The 17,830-nt window shown below is 38.8% G+C and carries 12 protein-coding genes; 4 read left to right on the top strand and 8 right to left on the bottom strand.

The window, feature by feature from the left end; translation table 11 throughout:
* The coding region (locus AB1498_05975) for a hypothetical protein (protein ID MEW6087835.1) at positions 1–186 on the top strand (186 nt) is incomplete at its 5' end.
* Here the strand turns inward: AB1498_05975 and AB1498_05980 are convergent.
* The 8 genes from AB1498_05980 to rlmN form a co-directional block, all read right to left on the bottom strand.
* Positions 183–1,169: a TRC40/GET3/ArsA family transport-energizing ATPase gene (locus tag AB1498_05980; GenBank protein ID MEW6087836.1), complete on the bottom strand. Its 987-nt coding sequence runs from the start codon at positions 1,167–1,169 to the stop codon at positions 183–185. The genes AB1498_05975 and AB1498_05980 overlap by 4 nt on opposite strands.
* Positions 1,170–1,174: 5 nt before the next feature.
* Positions 1,175–2,104 (bottom strand): TRC40/GET3/ArsA family transport-energizing ATPase, encoded by a 930-nt coding sequence (locus AB1498_05985; GenBank protein MEW6087837.1) that lies wholly within the window; start codon positions 2,102–2,104, stop codon positions 1,175–1,177.
* A 104-nt stretch (positions 2,105–2,208) separates the two neighbouring features.
* Positions 2,209–2,475, bottom strand: coding sequence for a hypothetical protein (locus AB1498_05990; protein MEW6087838.1), 267 nt, complete (start codon positions 2,473–2,475; stop codon positions 2,209–2,211).
* Complete coding sequence (locus AB1498_05995; protein ID MEW6087839.1) at positions 2,465–4,150, bottom strand: carbon starvation CstA family protein; 1,686 nt, start codon at positions 4,148–4,150, stop codon at positions 2,465–2,467. Before AB1498_05995 ends, AB1498_05990 begins: the two co-directional genes overlap by 11 nt.
* A gap of 164 nt (positions 4,151–4,314) precedes the next feature.
* On the bottom strand, positions 4,315–5,496 hold the full coding sequence (locus tag AB1498_06000; GenBank protein MEW6087840.1) for a tetratricopeptide repeat protein: 1,182 nt from the start codon (positions 5,494–5,496) through the stop codon (positions 4,315–4,317).
* A 54-nt stretch (positions 5,497–5,550) separates the two neighbouring features.
* Complete coding sequence (locus tag AB1498_06005) at positions 5,551–7,488, bottom strand: hypothetical protein (protein ID MEW6087841.1); 1,938 nt, start codon at positions 7,486–7,488, stop codon at positions 5,551–5,553.
* Positions 7,485–9,863: a PBP1A family penicillin-binding protein gene (locus AB1498_06010; protein ID MEW6087842.1), complete on the bottom strand. Its 2,379-nt coding sequence runs from the start codon at positions 9,861–9,863 to the stop codon at positions 7,485–7,487. The genes AB1498_06005 and AB1498_06010 overlap by 4 nt, the downstream gene beginning before the upstream one ends.
* Before the next feature lie 49 nt (positions 9,864–9,912).
* Entirely contained in the window at positions 9,913–10,929 is a 1,017-nt protein-coding gene (rlmN, locus tag AB1498_06015) for a 23S rRNA (adenine(2503)-C(2))-methyltransferase RlmN (GenBank protein MEW6087843.1), read from the bottom strand.
* A 74-nt stretch (positions 10,930–11,003) separates the two neighbouring features.
* Here rlmN and glgX point away from each other — a divergent pair, with 74 nt between their 5' ends.
* The 3 genes from glgX to AB1498_06030 all read left to right on the top strand — a co-directional run bounded on the left by glgX (position 11,004) and on the right by AB1498_06030 (position 17,795).
* The gene (glgX, locus tag AB1498_06020) at positions 11,004–13,094 is read left to right on the top strand and encodes a glycogen debranching protein GlgX (protein MEW6087844.1); all 2,091 of its coding nucleotides are present in this window, start codon (positions 11,004–11,006) and stop codon (positions 13,092–13,094) included.
* Between the two features lie 8 nt (positions 13,095–13,102).
* Entirely contained in the window at positions 13,103–16,162 is a 3,060-nt protein-coding gene (locus tag AB1498_06025; GenBank protein MEW6087845.1) for an IPT/TIG domain-containing protein, read from the top strand.
* Between the two features lie 61 nt (positions 16,163–16,223).
* The gene (locus AB1498_06030; GenBank protein ID MEW6087846.1) at positions 16,224–17,795 is read left to right on the top strand and encodes a diguanylate cyclase; all 1,572 of its coding nucleotides are present in this window, start codon (positions 16,224–16,226) and stop codon (positions 17,793–17,795) included.
* The last annotated feature ends 35 nt before the right edge of the window (positions 17,796–17,830 follow it).

Consider the following 17,830-nt stretch of genomic DNA (forward strand, 5'->3'; position numbering starts at 1 on the left):
ATTTTAATTATTTTTAATCAAACATGGCACTACACTTTGGCCAAAAAAAAGAACCGCCCCTTATTTCTATGCGGTTCTTTTCGCTTCTTTTGCGATTTTTTAGGGTTTAACTGTCAAAGTTCTGTGAACCTGGATATATTATTTCTCGGGTTTTTATACGCGATAAATAAAATGGCAGAAGATTAGCAGTATTTGAAAAGATGCTCTATTGTCCGGTTCAGCATTTTTGCGCCCTTTATTTCTGTTTCAAATAAAGGCACAATCGCTCTTACATTGTCCCCGAACAAATCCCGTATTTTTTCCATATGGCTGTCCTGCATTTTTATACGGTTTAATACAAACTCGGCGGTGCCTTTTTCGACCTGGTTTTTCTGGATTAATCCGTTAACTATTACACCGCCGACCGGTATCCCGAACTCATGAAACCAGCTGATGAAACGTGTAATTACCGCTATCGGTAGGCTTTCCGGCAAGGTTACAAAAAAGAACGAAGTCAGGTTTGCATCTGTCAAAAGTTTCTTTGAGCAATCCATCCGTTCCTTGAAGTTTAAAAGATAATCCAGGAGCGGGTCTTTTTCTTTTTTCCTGGAAAAGGAAAGTAATTCACGTAGGGATTTTGCCTCATCCCTGCTTTTCAGCATCTTGTTGACCCAGAGTGAATATACCTTTGACATGCCGAGAAGCCTCCTGGCGTTTGCCGTCGGCGCGGTATCAAAAACATAAAAGTCATATTCATCCTTAAATATAAGGTCCATCATGTTCTCGAACATCGCCGACTCTTCAAATGCGGGGTTCATGGTCGCTGTTTCAACAAATTCTCCCGCGTTGGCCGAAATATCCGCGAATTTAAGGAACCAGTTTATTTTTTCGCGGATTTCATTTTTAGACCTTTCGATTGTGTCTTTTGTGTCGATTTCAAATGCGTAGCATTTGTTTTCATCACATACAACCGCGGGTTTCCCGAACACATCCTGTTCTAGGAGGCTCGAAAGGCTGTGGACGGGATTCGTGGATGCGAGTAACGTTTTTTTTCCCTGTTTAGCGGCCCATAGTGCTGCCGCGCCCGCCATTACTGTTTTTCCCACGCCGCCCTTGCCGCCGAAAAAAATGTATTTTAATTTTGGGCGGGCTATCATAAAATTGGTCATGGAATTAGTTATTAAATTCATAATGCTTATGCCCCTTCGAACATTTTTTTTGCGATTTTTTCAATCATCGGGATTCCCGTTATATCTCTATCCATCTCCGGGACAAAAGCCATTACTTCCCGGCTAAAACAAGTTTTAATCACATCCAGATATTTTTTCTGCATAATAATCCTATTTTTTATATATTCGGGAATATTTTGTTTCTCTAATTCTTCGGGCAACACTCTGTTGACAATGTAACCGCTCAAAGGAACATCAAATTTTGAAAATAATTCCGCCGCTTTTTGAGTGTCTTTAATTACCATATCTTCAGGTGTAACGACGAAAAAGAAGGCTGTTTTTGTTTTATCAGTCAGAATTCTGGATGATTTATTTATGCGGTCTTTTATGTAAAGAAGCTCATTTAAAATTGCGTCTTCTTCAACATTTTTTTGCCGTTTCATTACGGCTGATACGTGGTCGAATTCTCTCATTTGCTGCCGCAGGCCCGTGATCTTGTCAATCCAGGCGTCATATACCTTTGCCATGCTGAGATAATACAGGGCGTGTCCCAGAGGCACTAAATCATAAATATAATAATCATAATCGCCCTTAACGACTATATCGACCACCTCATCAAAAATAGCGCTTTCTTCCATAGCGGGTTCCGCGGCGGAAGCTTGGATATAATTTTCGATTTCATCAGGGATTTTTTCCATTCCATACATGTCGAGGATTTTACGGCGGATTTCCTGCTGGTATTCTTTTACCCTGCGGTCAGCATCGATTTCCTGCGCGAACAGATTTGGGATAATTTCCGTGGGGCCCTTGCCAAAAATATTTTTTTCGAATATATCGCTTAATGACGCCTGCGGGTCAACGGAAAAAACAAGAACCTTTTTGCCTTTCCCGGCAAGATAATATGCTGCCGCGGCGGAAAAAGTGGTCTTCCCGAGTCCCCCCTTCCCGCCGAACATTATGTACCTCCGGCCGGGATATTGTTCAAAGATTTTTGAAAGCGAAATAGTCAACTCCTTCTTTTGAAAATAAAATTTGCCAAAGGCAAATTAATAAGGTGATTTTAAGCCAGCGCGTCTGTCAAATCCTTTTCCCTGAGCATCCTTCTTTTCCATGTTGAAATCTGGGGAACCACATGTGGCAATAACCGGAGGGAATAATAGGGGGGTAAAATCGGAACGCCCAGCATATCTCCCATTGTGATAAGAATGAAAAGGTGTTCCATGCTCGCCCTTGTCTTAAGAGCATACCGGGCTGAATCATGGGCCGCTATTCCATAAGCAAATTCTTTAATTGCGTTCAGAAAACCTTTTTTTTCTTTATCGGACATTGGAGCCTCCTTTGGTTTTTGACCTTTGACTTTTCTTGAACGCTTTCACCCCGTCAATTGCAAGAATCATTGATGCGATAACAAGCAGAAACCCGACAATTCCCATAAGTGTATTCCCTACCAGCGCCTCGGTTTTCAAACCTCCGCTGAATACTTTATTAAGCAAACTGTAGGATGTCCAGAGTAAAGCGCCTGTAGTTGTTATGAACATAAATATCATCGGCAAAAAGGCCCAGAAATAATTTTTACCTTCAGACATAAGCCATAAAGTTACAAGCATTAGCGAGAGGGATGCCATCAACTGGTTTGCGCCGCCAAATAATACCCAGAGATATTGCCACCAGCCTGAAAGAACCAAAACGATTCCCAAAATACTTGCGATGATAGTCCCTATATGGATATTTCTGAAGAACGGGCTTATATCGCCGAGCAGTTCCGAAGTCGCGACCCTCATAAACCGCACAACCAACTGCATAATTGTTATCGCAAGGACAATCATCATTACGCTTCCGTATGATTTGCCTAACTCCAGAGACAGTCCCAGCGCTCCCAGAAATTTGGAAACACCGGCCGCGAATATAACTCCCGGGCCGCTTGTAATCGCAGAACCATATTCAGATGGTGTCGCATAAATAGTTCCCGCTATTATCAATGCGAATAATGCAAGTATCATCTCAAGAAACATTACACCTGCGCCGACCGGCCGCGCGTCAAGCTCATTTTCCAGTTGCCGGGCGGTACCTGAGCTCGACACAATACTGTGCCACCCGGAAATTGCGCCGCAGGCAATTGTCACAAACATAATTGGCCAGATTGGCCCGACTTTGATGTTAAAGCCTGTGTACGCGGGAAGTGTAAAATCAGGATGGAGAATAAATATCCCGATTATTCCCAGAAAAAGCCCAAGAAAAACTATGTAAGAAGCCACGTAATTTATGGGAAGAGAGAATCTCCATATCGGAAGGACTGAAGCAAAATAGCAAAATATAAAGGCGATTATGGCCCACAGGAGCCGGCTGTTTGATATTGTTTCTCCTAAAATTTTATCCGACGGGAATATTGTTCCGAGCCATATGCCCAATAACGCGATTATAATTGTGACAAAAGTTGTTAAAATAATGTCCTTTTTCAGGTTATAAATCATCTGCCCCGCGACGATACCGGCTATTGTCAAAAACAGCCACGCCATGGGGGATGCTTTCAGTCCGACAGCGGTGCTTACCACCACATTCCCGAATGCGCCGGCTATTAAAAGAAGATAGAAATATATGAATGAAAGAAGTATAATTCTTGCCCGCGGGGAAATCAGTTTATGGCTCAAGGCCCCAAGTGAAGCTCCGTCATTCCTCATCGCAATCATCGCGGTTGAATAGTCCTGGACCCACCCTATGAAAAATGTCCCCAAAAGTATCCATATTAACGCGGGCAGCCATCCCCACTGGATTGCGATAATCGGCCCGATAATAGGGCCTGCTCCCGCGATTGATTTGAATTGATACCCGAAAAGAACATGTTTGCTTGTAGGGATAAATTCAACGCCATCCATGTACATCTTTGCCGGAGTTGTCTTTTTGGGGTCGGCTTTTATGATATTTTTGTCGATATATCCGGCATAAACGCGGTAACCGATGTAAAAAACCAGAAATCCGAGAATCAATATAATTATCGAATTCATAAATTATCTCCTGCGAACTCCCCTTAATCCCCTCTTTTCACGAAGTGATCGCTTCGCGAAAAAAAAGAGGGGAAAATACAAAAAATTGATTTTAATTATATTAATAATTTTTACAACTTGTCAAGGACAAATATAATACAATTTTTTTTATTAATTTTTTAAGTTTATTTTTTTAACTGTTCTTTTGCCCGTTCATAACAAGTTACCCATAGATACGGACGATGGGGAGACTGGTAATTCCCATTAGAATCTAAATCAGGGTAATATTTCGGCCAGCGGTATATTTGATTTTTTCCCTGCTTGATTACTTTTTCATAATAAAAGGCCGCTTCTTTATAATTTTTTTTGTTGAAATAGTATTCGGCAAAAAGAAGATTAATATGAGGCATATTTGATTCTTTTAATTTATCCGTTATTTTTTTTTCAAAATCATCGCAAAAATCGTCATTTTTAAAAAGTTCAAGAAGCCTCCTCAAAACATAAACAGTTCCCCTGCCGTTTGCGATTATCCTTTTATAAGTCAAAAGATCACAGGGCGGGTTTATAATCAAGGTATTGAGATAAAGGTCCGACAAAAGCTTATATTCTTTTTCCATAAGGCATAATTTTTCTTCAGGTGTTTGTATTGTTTCAGGTTCAATAGTAAAAAACGGTTTGCCTTCATTCAGTAATTTCAGGGCTTGTAAGGCGTTTTTTGATTTTCCCTGCACCAGGCCGAGTATTTGAATTTTTGTCCTTTCATAATCTATATCTTTGAACCCGGATTTGATAGCTCCATCGGGAATTACCGCTTTCGCGGAGTTAAGAACAGTGTAAGCGTCGTTAAATTTTCCCGCGCGTGCATAAACCAGGCTTGCGTTAATAGCGGTTTCACCCCAAAGAGAAACAGCTTCGGTCCCGTTTTTAATAAAATCTTCTCTTGATAAAACCCGGGGATTTTTCCCAAAAATACGGCATCCTATTGCGAACGCTTTGTCATAATAAGTTACAGCTCCATTAAAATCGTTTTGTTTTGCGAGTGTTTCCGCGATTGGGGTAATTATCCAGATCCTGCTTTTTTCTGACTGGATATTTTTTTTAAGGAGCCATTTGCCTTGATTGATTAAAAGTTTATCCAGGGAATGTTTCTGGTAATAGTGGTTTAAATCGAGAAATATTCTCAGCCTGTCGTCAACATCAGGAAATTCATCCCATAGTATTTCTATTTTTTTTGTTCCTTCATGGGAATTGTGGCGGTATTCATCGCGGATCTCTCTTAAGCGGTATTCAAGCAAAGTTACAGCATGAGATGATGCGTTAAAAATTAAAAACAATAAAATTGTTGATAATAAAACAGGTTTTTTCATATATATTTTGGCCGTTTAAACTGTTTGAACTATTTAAACCGCTTAAACCGTTTTTTACTTTGTCTTAAACCACTGTATCCTGCTGAAAGGGCTCCATAAACCATTTTTGCCCTTTCCTTTTACGCGAAAATAATACAGACTGCCGGGATTTAATTTTTCCTCCGGTTTTATTTTATAATCCGCTTCCCACGACAGGTTCGGTTTATTTGATTTCTTTATTTCCGAAGAAAATATTTTGTTGATAATTAATTTTTTGGACGTGTTAAAGACCTGTATTTGCCATTCGTCAATGATCCGGTCGTTTAACCCGTCAATATTTACGCCGTAATTTTTTATTTTTTCATTTTCGTAAGTTAAAATACCAGGATAAATTTCGATAAAAACATCGTCTGTTGTATCAAAAAAAGTCCGGTATTGGTTTGAAAAATAACCCCAGCTTAAAATCGGTGTGAGGTTATTCATATTGATTCTTTTATCAGAGATATTTTCCCGTTCAGGAAAATATGCCGGGTAATAATTAAAAATTAATTTTCCGGGGCTCTTTGCGTTTGGAGAAAGACAGGGGATATTTTCAACCATAAGGCAGTCAGGCGCGCGGGGTGCGTTGATGCCCAGGTCAACCAATTTGTTAACGGTAATTCTTTTCCTTTCAGGGAAAGAAAAAGTGGCAGGTTGATAAGAATACCAGTATACCAATTTATTACTATCCGGGTTAGAATCTTCAAGTCCCGTAAATGTCTCATTTTCATATTCAGGATGATAAAGTATCGAGGGTGCCAAAAACATATGAAAAATCTCTTCATTTTTTTTCCACCCGTCAACTATTGAATCATTATGGTTAAAACATTCGTCAATCAGGGGATGGTCTGATTTGCCTGTGGCGGTAAACCCGATAATTCCATGGAGATTGGAATCTTTGTTTAAGATATTTTTTGCCCAAAAAAGTCCCGGACGCGAATCATACCACGAATTGTATTTTTCATCATGAAAATTGGCCCATTGCCCTGTAATTTCCCCGTCATAATCAAGCACAGAACAGCCGGCCATATAAACCCACTCAAGGTCAAGGTCCCAATTGTTTCCGATTTCGTCATGCAGGGTGCGGTAGTAGTAGTCGTCAAGCATGCCGCGTGTTTTTTTGGGAACTATCTGCGCCGGCCAGCGTTTTGATAATTTCCAGTCATCTTTTAAAATTAGTGAGCTCAATGTCCCGCTTGATTCGTGTTCCCCGTGGAATGAGAAGTAAAAAATATCAGCCTGGTTTTTTACAAGCAGCCAGTCTTTCGCGGGATTGAATCCCGGCATCTCCCACTCTAAAGGTGTTATGTAATAAGGCCGTTCATTGCTATTATTAATACCCGCGTCAATGATGATTTTCTCCACGCCCGCGTACTGAATGTATTCATTTGTAAGCGCCGGTATTCCTTCATTTTCGTGTTCCTCAACCGTTCCTTCGTCCGTGAATGAGAAAAATGTCGCGTTGCCGCGGTTTTTATAGCCTTTTTTAACAAGTTTTTCGAGGAAATATTCCGCTTCCCATCCGCCGTCAGGAGCGCCTTCGGCAGTTGATACTTCAAGGATTCCGTCATCTCCCTGCGGAATTCCGACAAAATTTTCAGGTTTATTTTCCGCCGTGCCGTCTATGAAAATAACTTCCCCGAGAAATTCGTTGATGTTTTTTGTCTGGTCCAGTTTAATTGTTTTGAATTTTCCGCCGGGGTAATCTTCCTGCCGGAAAAGTCTGACCTGATATGTAAGGTTCGCGAATTCCCTGAGTCCCTTTGTTTTTAAAAGGATATTGATCTTTCTTCCTTCTTCAGACGGGACAACAATCTCATCCCATGGAAGTTTTTCCAGGACAGGCTTTTTACTTTTTATGGATATAGTTTCTTTATAGAAATCCAGTCCTGCTGGCTCAATTTTTGGATTCGCGGCGTATGAATTGATATTTGGTATAAGAAAAATAATAAAAATCCAAAGGTAAAATTTCATTCCGGCTTTTTTCCCCTCAGCAGCCTGAACGGTATATTTTCCGCGCCTGGCTGGGTTTCATCGCATTCCTTAACAGGCTCAGTGCCTTTGATAAATGCCTGCACAACTATCTCTTTGCATTTCGGAGTGGCTAACAATCCTGTCTGGTTGTCAATTTCTTTAAATATAATATTTTTCGGTATGGGGAAATCGCGGATTTCCGAGTCTTGATAAATGTCTTTCATTATATATGCCCAGACGGGGCCCGTCATTTCTTCACCTGTGGCATGCTGTCCCATGGATGTCCGGTCGTCAAAACTGATATGGATACCAAGAGCGAGGTCAGGTGTAAAACCTATAAACCATGCGTCAGTGGCATTATCGGTTGTCCCTGTTTTTGCGCCTATCGGCCTTTCGACTATCTTGCGGACAGACCTGCCGGTCCCTTCTTTTGTTACCGCCTGCAGTATATCAACCATGATGTAGTTTACATCTTCTTTTAAGGCAATATGTTCAATATGGTTATATTTTTCCAGTATGTTCCCATTAACATCTTTTATCATTTTTATTGCCATCGGTTCAACATGGACGCCTTCATTGGCATAGATAGAATACGCCGATGTTATTTCAAGGAGTGTGACCTCGGATGTCCCGAGGGCCAGGGTAAAGTTTGGGACAAGCGGGCTTTTTATTCCCAGGAGCTTTGCATATTCTATCGCTTTGTTTATTCCGGTTTCCTGCAAAAGTTTTATGGAAGCGATATTCAATGAAAGCGAGAGTGCCTTTCTGAGTGTAACAGGCCCGTAATAAATTCCATAGTAATTGCTTGGCGACCATTCTTCGTTTTCCCGGGAATTATCTGGAAAGGTGACCGGGGCATCCACGACCGATTTGGCCCCTGTAAATCCCATGTCAACGGCCGCTGTATAGATAAATGGTTTAAAGGCCGAGCCCGGCTGTCTTTTTGTCTGCACAGCGCGGTTAAGGGGTGACTCCGCGTAATTGTATCCGCCAATCATGGCTTTAATAAAACCTGTCTGCGGTTCGATGGCCAATACCGCACCCTGTAATGTTTGTTCCTGGTGCAATGAAAGTTGAATATTTTCCTTTTTGTTATCCACAGATGTAACTTTTACCCGGACAAGATGGTTTTTAGCAAGCGCGTCGTTGACCTTTGTTATTCTGGCACGGTAAAAACCTGTTTTTTTCTTTTCTTCAAATTCCCTGAACTCCTGTTTTTTAATCCATTTAATTCCATCTAAAGGAAGAATCCCTTCTACCCCCCATCCAAGCGAGATTACCGCTTTTTCTTTTCCAGCGGTTTTCACAGTTCCCCATAAAAGTTTATTAACATCCAGATATTTTAAAAGTTCTTTTTTGTCAGAGATACCCGTTTCCTTTTGTATTTTTTCTTCTATTGCCTGCCCTTTTTCAGGAAATCTCGGCTCATATTTCCCAAGCGCGTCATTTTTTTCTTTTATATATTTTTTAAAATTTATCTCAGCGGTCTGCTGGATTCTTAAATCCAGGGTTGTATAGACCGAAAGGCCTCCTTCATAGAGGGTCTTTTCATCAAATTTTTTTTCAAGCATTTTCCGGATATACTCGGTAAAATAAGGTGCTTTATTCTGCCGGTATTTGTAAGGGGCAAAATTTACTTTTTTGTCTTTTGTTTTTTCATATTCTTCCCCGCTTATCAAATTTGCTTTTAACATCCGTTTCAAGACAAACAACTGCCGTTTTTTCGCGAGTTTTGGATTTTTGTATGGTGAATAAAGAGTTGGCGCCTGGATAAACCCCGCAAGATATGCGGCTTCTGCCAGGTTTAATTTAAAAACCGGTTTTTCAAAAAAGGTTTGACTGGCGGACTCCGCTCCATATGCCCCCTGGCCGAAAAATATCTGGTTGCAGTAAAATTCCAAAATTTCTTTTTTTGAATAATGCATTTCTATCTGGAGTGTTAAAATAACCTCTTTAAGTTTTCTTATAAAGGTCCTTTCGGAGCTCAGAAAAAGGTTTTTCGCAAGCTGCTGGGTCAATGTGCTTCCCCCCTGGACGATTTCCCCCGCCAGCATATTTTTCAAAAAAGCCCGCGCGATGGATGTCATATCTATACCCCAGTGTTTATAAAATTCGTGGTCTTCAGTGGCGATTATCGCATTAATAAAATAATCCGGCATTTTTTTTAATGGGACAACCACCCGTTTTTCATTGAAAAATTCAGAGATTAATTTATTATTGATGTCAAATATTCTTGTTGCCTGAATAGGCTGGTAGTTTTCCAGTTCCCGGACATCAGGCAGGGAAAAGAAATACCAGAAAATTATTGTGGACAGTATGGTAGTAAATATAAAAACACCTATAATCGTAATAGATAAATTTTTGCTGAGCTTCACCCCGAACTTCCTTTCTTGCAAATTGCACAATTTTGGCCCTGCGCTGTCCCTATTCTTTATATACCAACTGTCCGCAGGCGGCGTCAAGACCTTCTCCGAAACGGAACCTTTGGGTTACTGCGATACCTTCTTTTTCCAAAATCTCTTTAAATATTTTTATTCTTTCGCCTTTAGAGGGCTTTAGCGTTTTTCCTGTAGGATTATAAGTTATCAGGTTTATAAAATAAAGCGGTTTTTTCATTAAAACGGATAATTTTTTCGCGCATTCAACGGAATCGTTAAAGTCTTTTATCATTATATACTCGAACATTACCCTGCGGTTGGTTTTTTTAATATATTCATCCACGCAGGAAATAATTGCGTTAATCGGGTATTTTTTATTTGCCGGGATTATTTTTGAACGTAAATCATCAGATGGCGCGTGAAGCGATATGGCGAGGTTTACCTGTAAATTTTCATTCGAAAATTTTTTGATTCCCCCGGGAATTCCCACCGTCGAAATTGAAAAATGCCTGGCTCCAAGGTTAAACCCGTCCTTTTCATTTAAAAGCTTTATTGTGTTTAAGACATTATCATAATTCAGAAAAGGCTCTCCCATTCCCATGAAAACAATATTTGTGATTTTTTTGTTTTCTTTTTTCAGTAACCTTGCGAAAAACAAAACCTGTTCAATAATCTCAAACATTTCAAGATTTCTTTTAAATCCAAGCCGCCCTGTCGCGCAAAATGAGCAGTTGAGGCTGCAGCCGGCCTGCGATGATACACAAACCGTGTTCCGTCCGTCACGGCTTTTCATTAAAACTGATTCAATCCGGATATTGTCTTTTAGGGTTATTGCGGCTTTGATAGCGCTTTTATCATGAGATTCAAAGAAGCTGCCTTTAATGGAAAGCCGGCATTCCTCGTTTAATTTTTTTCTAAGGTCAAATGGCAGGGTGGTTATATCCATCCAGTCTTCAATTAAATCAAGGAATAATGCCTTTTTTATCTGTCTTGACCGGTAATTCGGATATTGTTTGAGAATATCGGCTAGATTTGATAAATCCATAACTGGTAATTCTATCATATATTTAACTATAGACAAAATTATGTTTTTATAATAAAATTAAAGATTCTGTATTATTATAAAATGCGTATAAAATGCCTGAAAAATTAAAACACAGAACAAATAAAAAGCTATCCGGGGGAAAGTATTATCCGCTGGGCGCCACATTGCAAAAAGACGGTGTGAATTTCGCAATTTATTCCCAGCACGCGGATGATATATTTCTGCTTTTGTTTGATGACCCCGCTGGCGAACCGGCGGATATAATAAAAATTGAACATAGAGAAAAAAATGTCTGGCATGTTTTTGTCCATGGATTAAAAAAAGGGCAATTGTATGGTTTTAAAATCAGGGGTGAATTTGATCCCGCAAAAGGCATGCGGTTTAATGAAAATAAACTTCTGATTGACCCTTATTCGAAGGCATTGACAGGCAAATTTACGAATGAAAATAACCTGCTTTTTGGATATGATGCGGATTCTTTGGATAAAGATTTATCGAAAGACAATCGTGACAATTCTCATATCGTTCCAAAATCAATCGTGATGGATGAGCATTTCGACTGGCAAAATGATTCCCGGCCGGATATCCCTTTTGATAAATTAATAATTTATGAAGTGCATTTAAAAGGGTTTACCGCGCATTCCTCATCGGGTGTTAAGCATCCCGGCACATATTTGGGTTTTATTGAAAAAATTCCTTATCTCAAAGGCCTTGGGATAAATGTAGTTGAATTTCTTCCTCTCCAGGAATTTTATACGGAAGATTTTTTAATCAAAAAAGGGCTTACTAATTATTGGGGGTATAATACAATAGGTTTTTTCAGCCCGGAATCATCTTACAGTTCAAAAAGTTATCCGGGATGCCAGGCGGATGAGTTTAAAATTCTTGTCCGTGAGCTTCATAAGGCAGGGATTGAAGTTATAATGGATGTGGTTTATAACCATACAGGCGAGGGGAATGAATTAGGCCCTACAATTTGTTTCAGGGGAATAGATAATCTTACATACTATTGTTTAAAAGGGAAAAAAGAGGAACCTTATCGTTCATATACAAATTATTCCGGGTGCGGAAACAGCCTTAACCTGGCTAACCAGGCAGTTATAGAATTAATAATGGATTCTCTTCGTTACTGGGTCAACATAATGCATGTTGATGGTTTTAGATTTGACCTGGCAACAATTTTAGGACGTAAAGACGGTTTGTTTCAAAAGACCGCATCTTTTTTTGACGCAATTTCACAGGACCCGGTTTTGAACAGGGTGAAACTTATCGCGGAACCATGGGATTTAGAAACATATCAAGTGGGTAATTTTCCTCCTGACTGGTCCGAATGGAACGGGAAATTCAGGGATACTGTCCGAAAGTTCGGAAGAGGAGATAAAGGACAGGTAAGGGATTTAAGTTTAAGATTGACAGGTTCTTCCGACCTATACGGGGATGACGGGCGGTCTCCATATCACAGTATTAATTTTATAACATGCCATGACGGTTTTACCGTGAATGACCTTGTTTCATATAATCATAAACACAATGAATTAAATTTTGAGAATAATAAAGATGGCTTGACTGAAAATTTTTCATGGAATTGCGGTATCGAGGGAGAAACTGATGATGTTAATGTTGTTTGTCTCCGTAAGCGGCTGATTAAAAATTATTTTTGTTATCTTTTGTTTTCACTGGGAACACCTATGATACTCGGGGGCGATGAATTTTTACGCTCACAAAAAGGAAATAATAATGCATACTGCCAGGATAATGAAATAAGCTGGTTTAACTGGGAACTTATTTTAAAGAATAAAGATATATTTGATTTTTGCAGGAAAGCAATTTTATTCAGGAAGAAACATATTATTTTACAAAACAGAAAGTTTATGGAAAAACTTTATGACGGGTTGATAATAAAATGGTATGGAAATGACGGACGGGAACCTGTGTGGGGCAATCATGATGCCCGGATTTTATGCTATATTCTTGATGGTATTTTTTTTATATGTAATGCAGATAGTTTTCTGCAATATGTTAAACTTCCCTGTTGTTCCGCCAATAAAAGATGGCATAGAGTTATTGACACAAGCCTTCCAGGCAGCGAAGATTTTCTTGATGGCGGTAAAGAAATACTGATTAAACCGGATGATTATTATTTAGTTAACCCAAGAAGTATAGTTGTACTAATTGCCGGGTAATTAAAAAAATGAAACTAAAGATAACCTTTATGTTCTTATTGTTTTTCAGCGGCCGTTTCAGGATTTTGCATGCAGAAGCTCCTGTTATTGAATCGGTTACTCCGCAGACAGGCAGTATGACCTCTGCGACTGAAATAACTATTACCGGCAATAAGTTTGATAGTTCATGCAGGGTATACGTCGAAGCAGGAGGCCCGTACATGACAGGTTACATGGAAACCAAAGGATGGGCGTGCGGAGTCTATGTGTCTGGTAATTATGCATATGTGGCAGATGCATGGGCAGGATTGCAAATAATAGATATAGGGAATCCCTTTGAGCCTAAGAAGGTAAGCATGATTGATACGCCGGGTTGTGCATGCGGCATATATGTATCAGGCAATTACGGTTATGTTGCAGATTGGGACAAAGGATTGCAGATAATTGATATAAGTAACCCTGTTAATCCCAGGATAGTAAGCGCCATAGATACTAACGGTTATGCGGTTAAAGTATATGTATCAAGCAATTATGCGTATGTCGCAAACGAAAATAATGGGCTGCAGGTAATAGATATCAGTAATCCTTCAAAGCCAAATATAATAAGTAAAGTGGAAATTATAGGCAACATAACAGGAATATATATAACGGGGAGTTACGCTTATGTATCAGACAAAGATACAGGATTATATATTATTGATATAAGTAATGCAATTAATCCTTTTATCAACAGCCAGATAAATACTCCGGGCTATGCTTCCGGGGTGTATGTATCAGGCAATTATGCATATATTGCCGATGATGTAGCAGGTCTTGAGATAATTAATATTGTTAACCCTGCAAATCCCAGCATTGAAGGCCGGATTAATATACAAGGCCATGCGGTTGGAATATCAAAAGCAGGAAATTATGTTTATGTTTTAGAACGAGAAAGCGGGCTACAGGTAATAGACATAAGCAATCCTTCCAAACCTAACATAGTAAGCAAATTTAACATAGAAGGTGCAAGAGAGATTTTTATTTCAGGCAATTTTGGTTATATTGTGGAGGGGATAGGATTAAAGATACTTAATATAGGAAATCCAATCAGCCCTAATATTATAAACATTGTCGAGACGGATGATAAAGATTCACATATCGCCACCAAAAAATTAAAAAGTGACATAAATAAATTAAAATTTGAAGTGACGGGAGCCGTAAAGACAGGCGGGAACGCTGTCGGAGTACATGCGGCCGGTAAATATGTTTATGTGGCGGACTGGAAAACAGGTTTTAAGACAATAGATGTGAGCAATCCTTCCAATCCTGTCATTAGAGGCAGTGTCCAGACTGATTATGCATGGGAAATATATATATACGGTTATTACGCTTTTGTTGCGGACGGGATGTCAGGTTTAAAAATAATAAATATCAGCAACCCGGATAATCCGGCCATAGTCGGCAGTGTCAGTACCGGGGGGAATGCGATTGGAATTTGTGTTGAAGAAAATTACGCATATGTTGCAAATGAAGGGCAGGAAATAAAAATAATAGATATAACGGATCCTGAAAACCCCGTTGTGAGTGCCAGTATAGATACTCCCGGTTACACAAACGGACTTTATATTCTGGATAAGTTTTTGTATGTTGCGGATGGAGATAACGGTTTAGTGGTAATAGAAATAAGTGATCCTGCAAATCCTGTTGTAAAAAGCAGTATTAATCTTTCCGGTTCGGCACGCGGAGTATGTATATCAGGTGATTATGCCTATGTTACTACTGAAAAAAAAGGACTTTTGATTGTAGATATAAGAAATCCTTATAAGCCTGTTATACAGGGCAGTATAATCACTAATTATGCATGGGCGGTTCACGTTTTGGATAAATATGCTTATGTTGCTAATAGTTTTGGAGGATTAGCGGTAATAGATATAAGTAACCCGGTCAATCCTAAATTAGTAAAAAATATCAATATCCCAAGCAGTGCGGTTGGGGTACATGTTGTAGGTAATTATGCTTATGTTGCAAATTGGGATGCCGGATTGACAATAATAGATATCAGTTCCCTCGCTAATTTTGATATATCAAAAAATGGGAATGATGTGCATGGCCGTATAAATGGGATATATGCGACAGATGATTATGCCTATGTAATAAATAATAATACCGGGTTAAATATCATAAAGACTGGTGATATGACCAATTCTAAGGTAATAACCAGCATAAAAAGCCGTGACAGGGCGTTTGAAATCGATGTATCGCGTAATTATGGTTATATCGCAGACGGCAAAAATGGATTGCAAATAATAGATGTAATTAACCCTTTTGATGCCAAAATAATACAAGGCATTAATACCAGCGGCACTGCTGTTGATGTTTGTGTAGCGGATAATTACGCGTATGTCTTGAATAGTAATGGAGATTTACAGATTATAAATATATTTAATAATATCCCTAAAATTGTCGGTATTATTAATAACAGCGGCAATGTGTATGGTATTGATGTGTCAGATAATTATATTTATACTGCAAATGGTTTATCAGGGCTCGAAGTAACCAACATCAATGATCGTGCCAATCCAAAAATAATCGGCCATATCGATACTAAAGGTAACGCGGCCGGAGTGTTTATATCCGGTAATTATGGTTATATTGCAAACGGGAATGACGGATTTAAGATAATAGACATACGCAGCAAACCTTTGAAAAATAGAATAGTAAACAGTATCGATACCCCGGGTTACGCGAGCGGGATTTATGTGTCCGGTGATTTTGCATATGTTGCGGATGAAAGAGGCGGGCTCCAGATAATAGACATAAACGATCCTGGCAGTCCTGTATTGGTAAATTCTTTTGCAGCATATTACGCGTCAAAAATATTTGTATCAAATAAATATATATATGTTGCTGACGGAAGTTCTACGTTTGTACTGCACAAATTAAGCACAAGCGCTTTTCTTCACAATGCGAAGGTAATCAATAATAAAATAATAAAAGCCGTTGTCCCAAAGGAATTGATACCGGGTAAATATAATATAAAAATAATTAATTCCTTAAATGAGCAGGTTGTTTTTCATAATGAGCTTGTAATTTCCTCCTCAAACAAATAAAAATTTTTCTTCACAATTTTTAGTCCAGCAATTTAAATCTTATGGTAAAATAGTATGCGATATGCAAAAAGAAATTAACATCCTTATAGTAGACGATGACCCCGCGTTCAGCCAGATTCTAATTGATATTTTAAAAGACGGCGGATATGAACTTAAAGCTGTTGAAAATATCGCTCTTGCCAAAAAAGAATTATCAAATAAATTTTATAATCTTGTTCTGACAGACCTCCGGCTTCCCGATGGTTCCGGGCTGGATTTAATAAAAGACATAAAAAAAATAAACGAAGACGTTTTAATAATCGTATTTACGGGATTTGCGTCTTTGGAGACATCGATATCCGCTATGAATGAAGGCGCGTTTTCTTATATGCAAAAGCCGGTAAATATGGACGCCCTTAAGGAAATAATTAAAAAAGCGCTAAAAATGCAGGAGCTTTCTTTTAGAAATAAAGAGTTGTTAATTAAACTAAAAGAACTAAGCCTGAAAGATTCCCTGACAGGTTTATATAATTACGGATACTTGACAGAAAGACTATCTTCCGAACTTAAAAGAGCAAGGAGATATATTCTGCCCTTCTCGATTATTATGATGGACATAGATTATTTTAAATCCATCAATGATACTTACGGCCATGAATTCGGGGACAAAATATTGAAAGAATTATCCCAGTTTTTAAAAAATTCCGTGAGGAGCAATGATGTTGTTGTCCGGTATGGAGGTGAGGAATTTGTTGTGCTTCTGCCTGATACAAATAAAAGCGGCGCTATTAAATTCAGCCGGCAGTTATTATCATCAATAAGAGAGCACAGTTTTGGCGGTAGAGAAAAAAATATAAAAATTAAAGTGAGTATGGGGATAGTGAGTTTCCCGGATGACGGAATTGATAAAGATTCTGATTTTTTGAATTTGGTTGATCGCGTGGTGCGCTATATTAAAGAAACAGGGGGAGACAGGTTATCCACCTTTGAAATGATAGATACGAAAGACTTGAAATCTGTCGACGTGGATAGCAGTTCCATCACCGTGAATAAATTGAAACAAAAACTTTCAAGGATGGAAAAAAGGGTAAACCAGGCTTTGCTGGAATCGCTTTATAGTTTTGCAAAAACGGCAGGGTTAAAAGATTCTTATAGCAATGACCATGCTGATAAAATGATTTCAATAGTTACAAGGATAGGAAAAAGGTTTAATCTTTCTAACAGGGAAATGGAAATTTTAAAACAGGCGGCTGTGCTCCATGACCTTGGCAAGGTGGCTATTCCCGAAAAAATTTTACAGAAGAACGGAAAAATTAATAAAAAAGAATATGCCAGGGTAAAAAAACACCCGGAGATCGGAGCGAATATTATTAAAAATGTTAAATTTTTACATGAAATTGTTCCGATAGTGCATTGTCATCATGAAAGGTTTGATGATTTGGAGTATCCAAAACGCAAGGGGTGTAAAAATATACCCCTTGGCGCGAAAATAGTGGGTATCGCAGATATATACCTGGCGCTGGTTTCTGACAGGCCGTATAGGAAAGCTTTTAGTAAGAAAGAGGCATTAGAGATAATTAGACAAAATTCCGGCAGGCAATTTGACCCAAAAATAGTTAAAGTATTTTTAAAAATTTTGCAGTCAAAAGAATAGAAGAAGAAAATATCAGCTAAAAATTGATAAGGAAG

It is taken from the genome of bacterium (assembly GCA_040754625.1).
Classification (GTDB): domain Bacteria; phylum JACRDZ01; class JAQUKH01; order JAQUKH01; family JAQUKH01; genus JAQUKH01.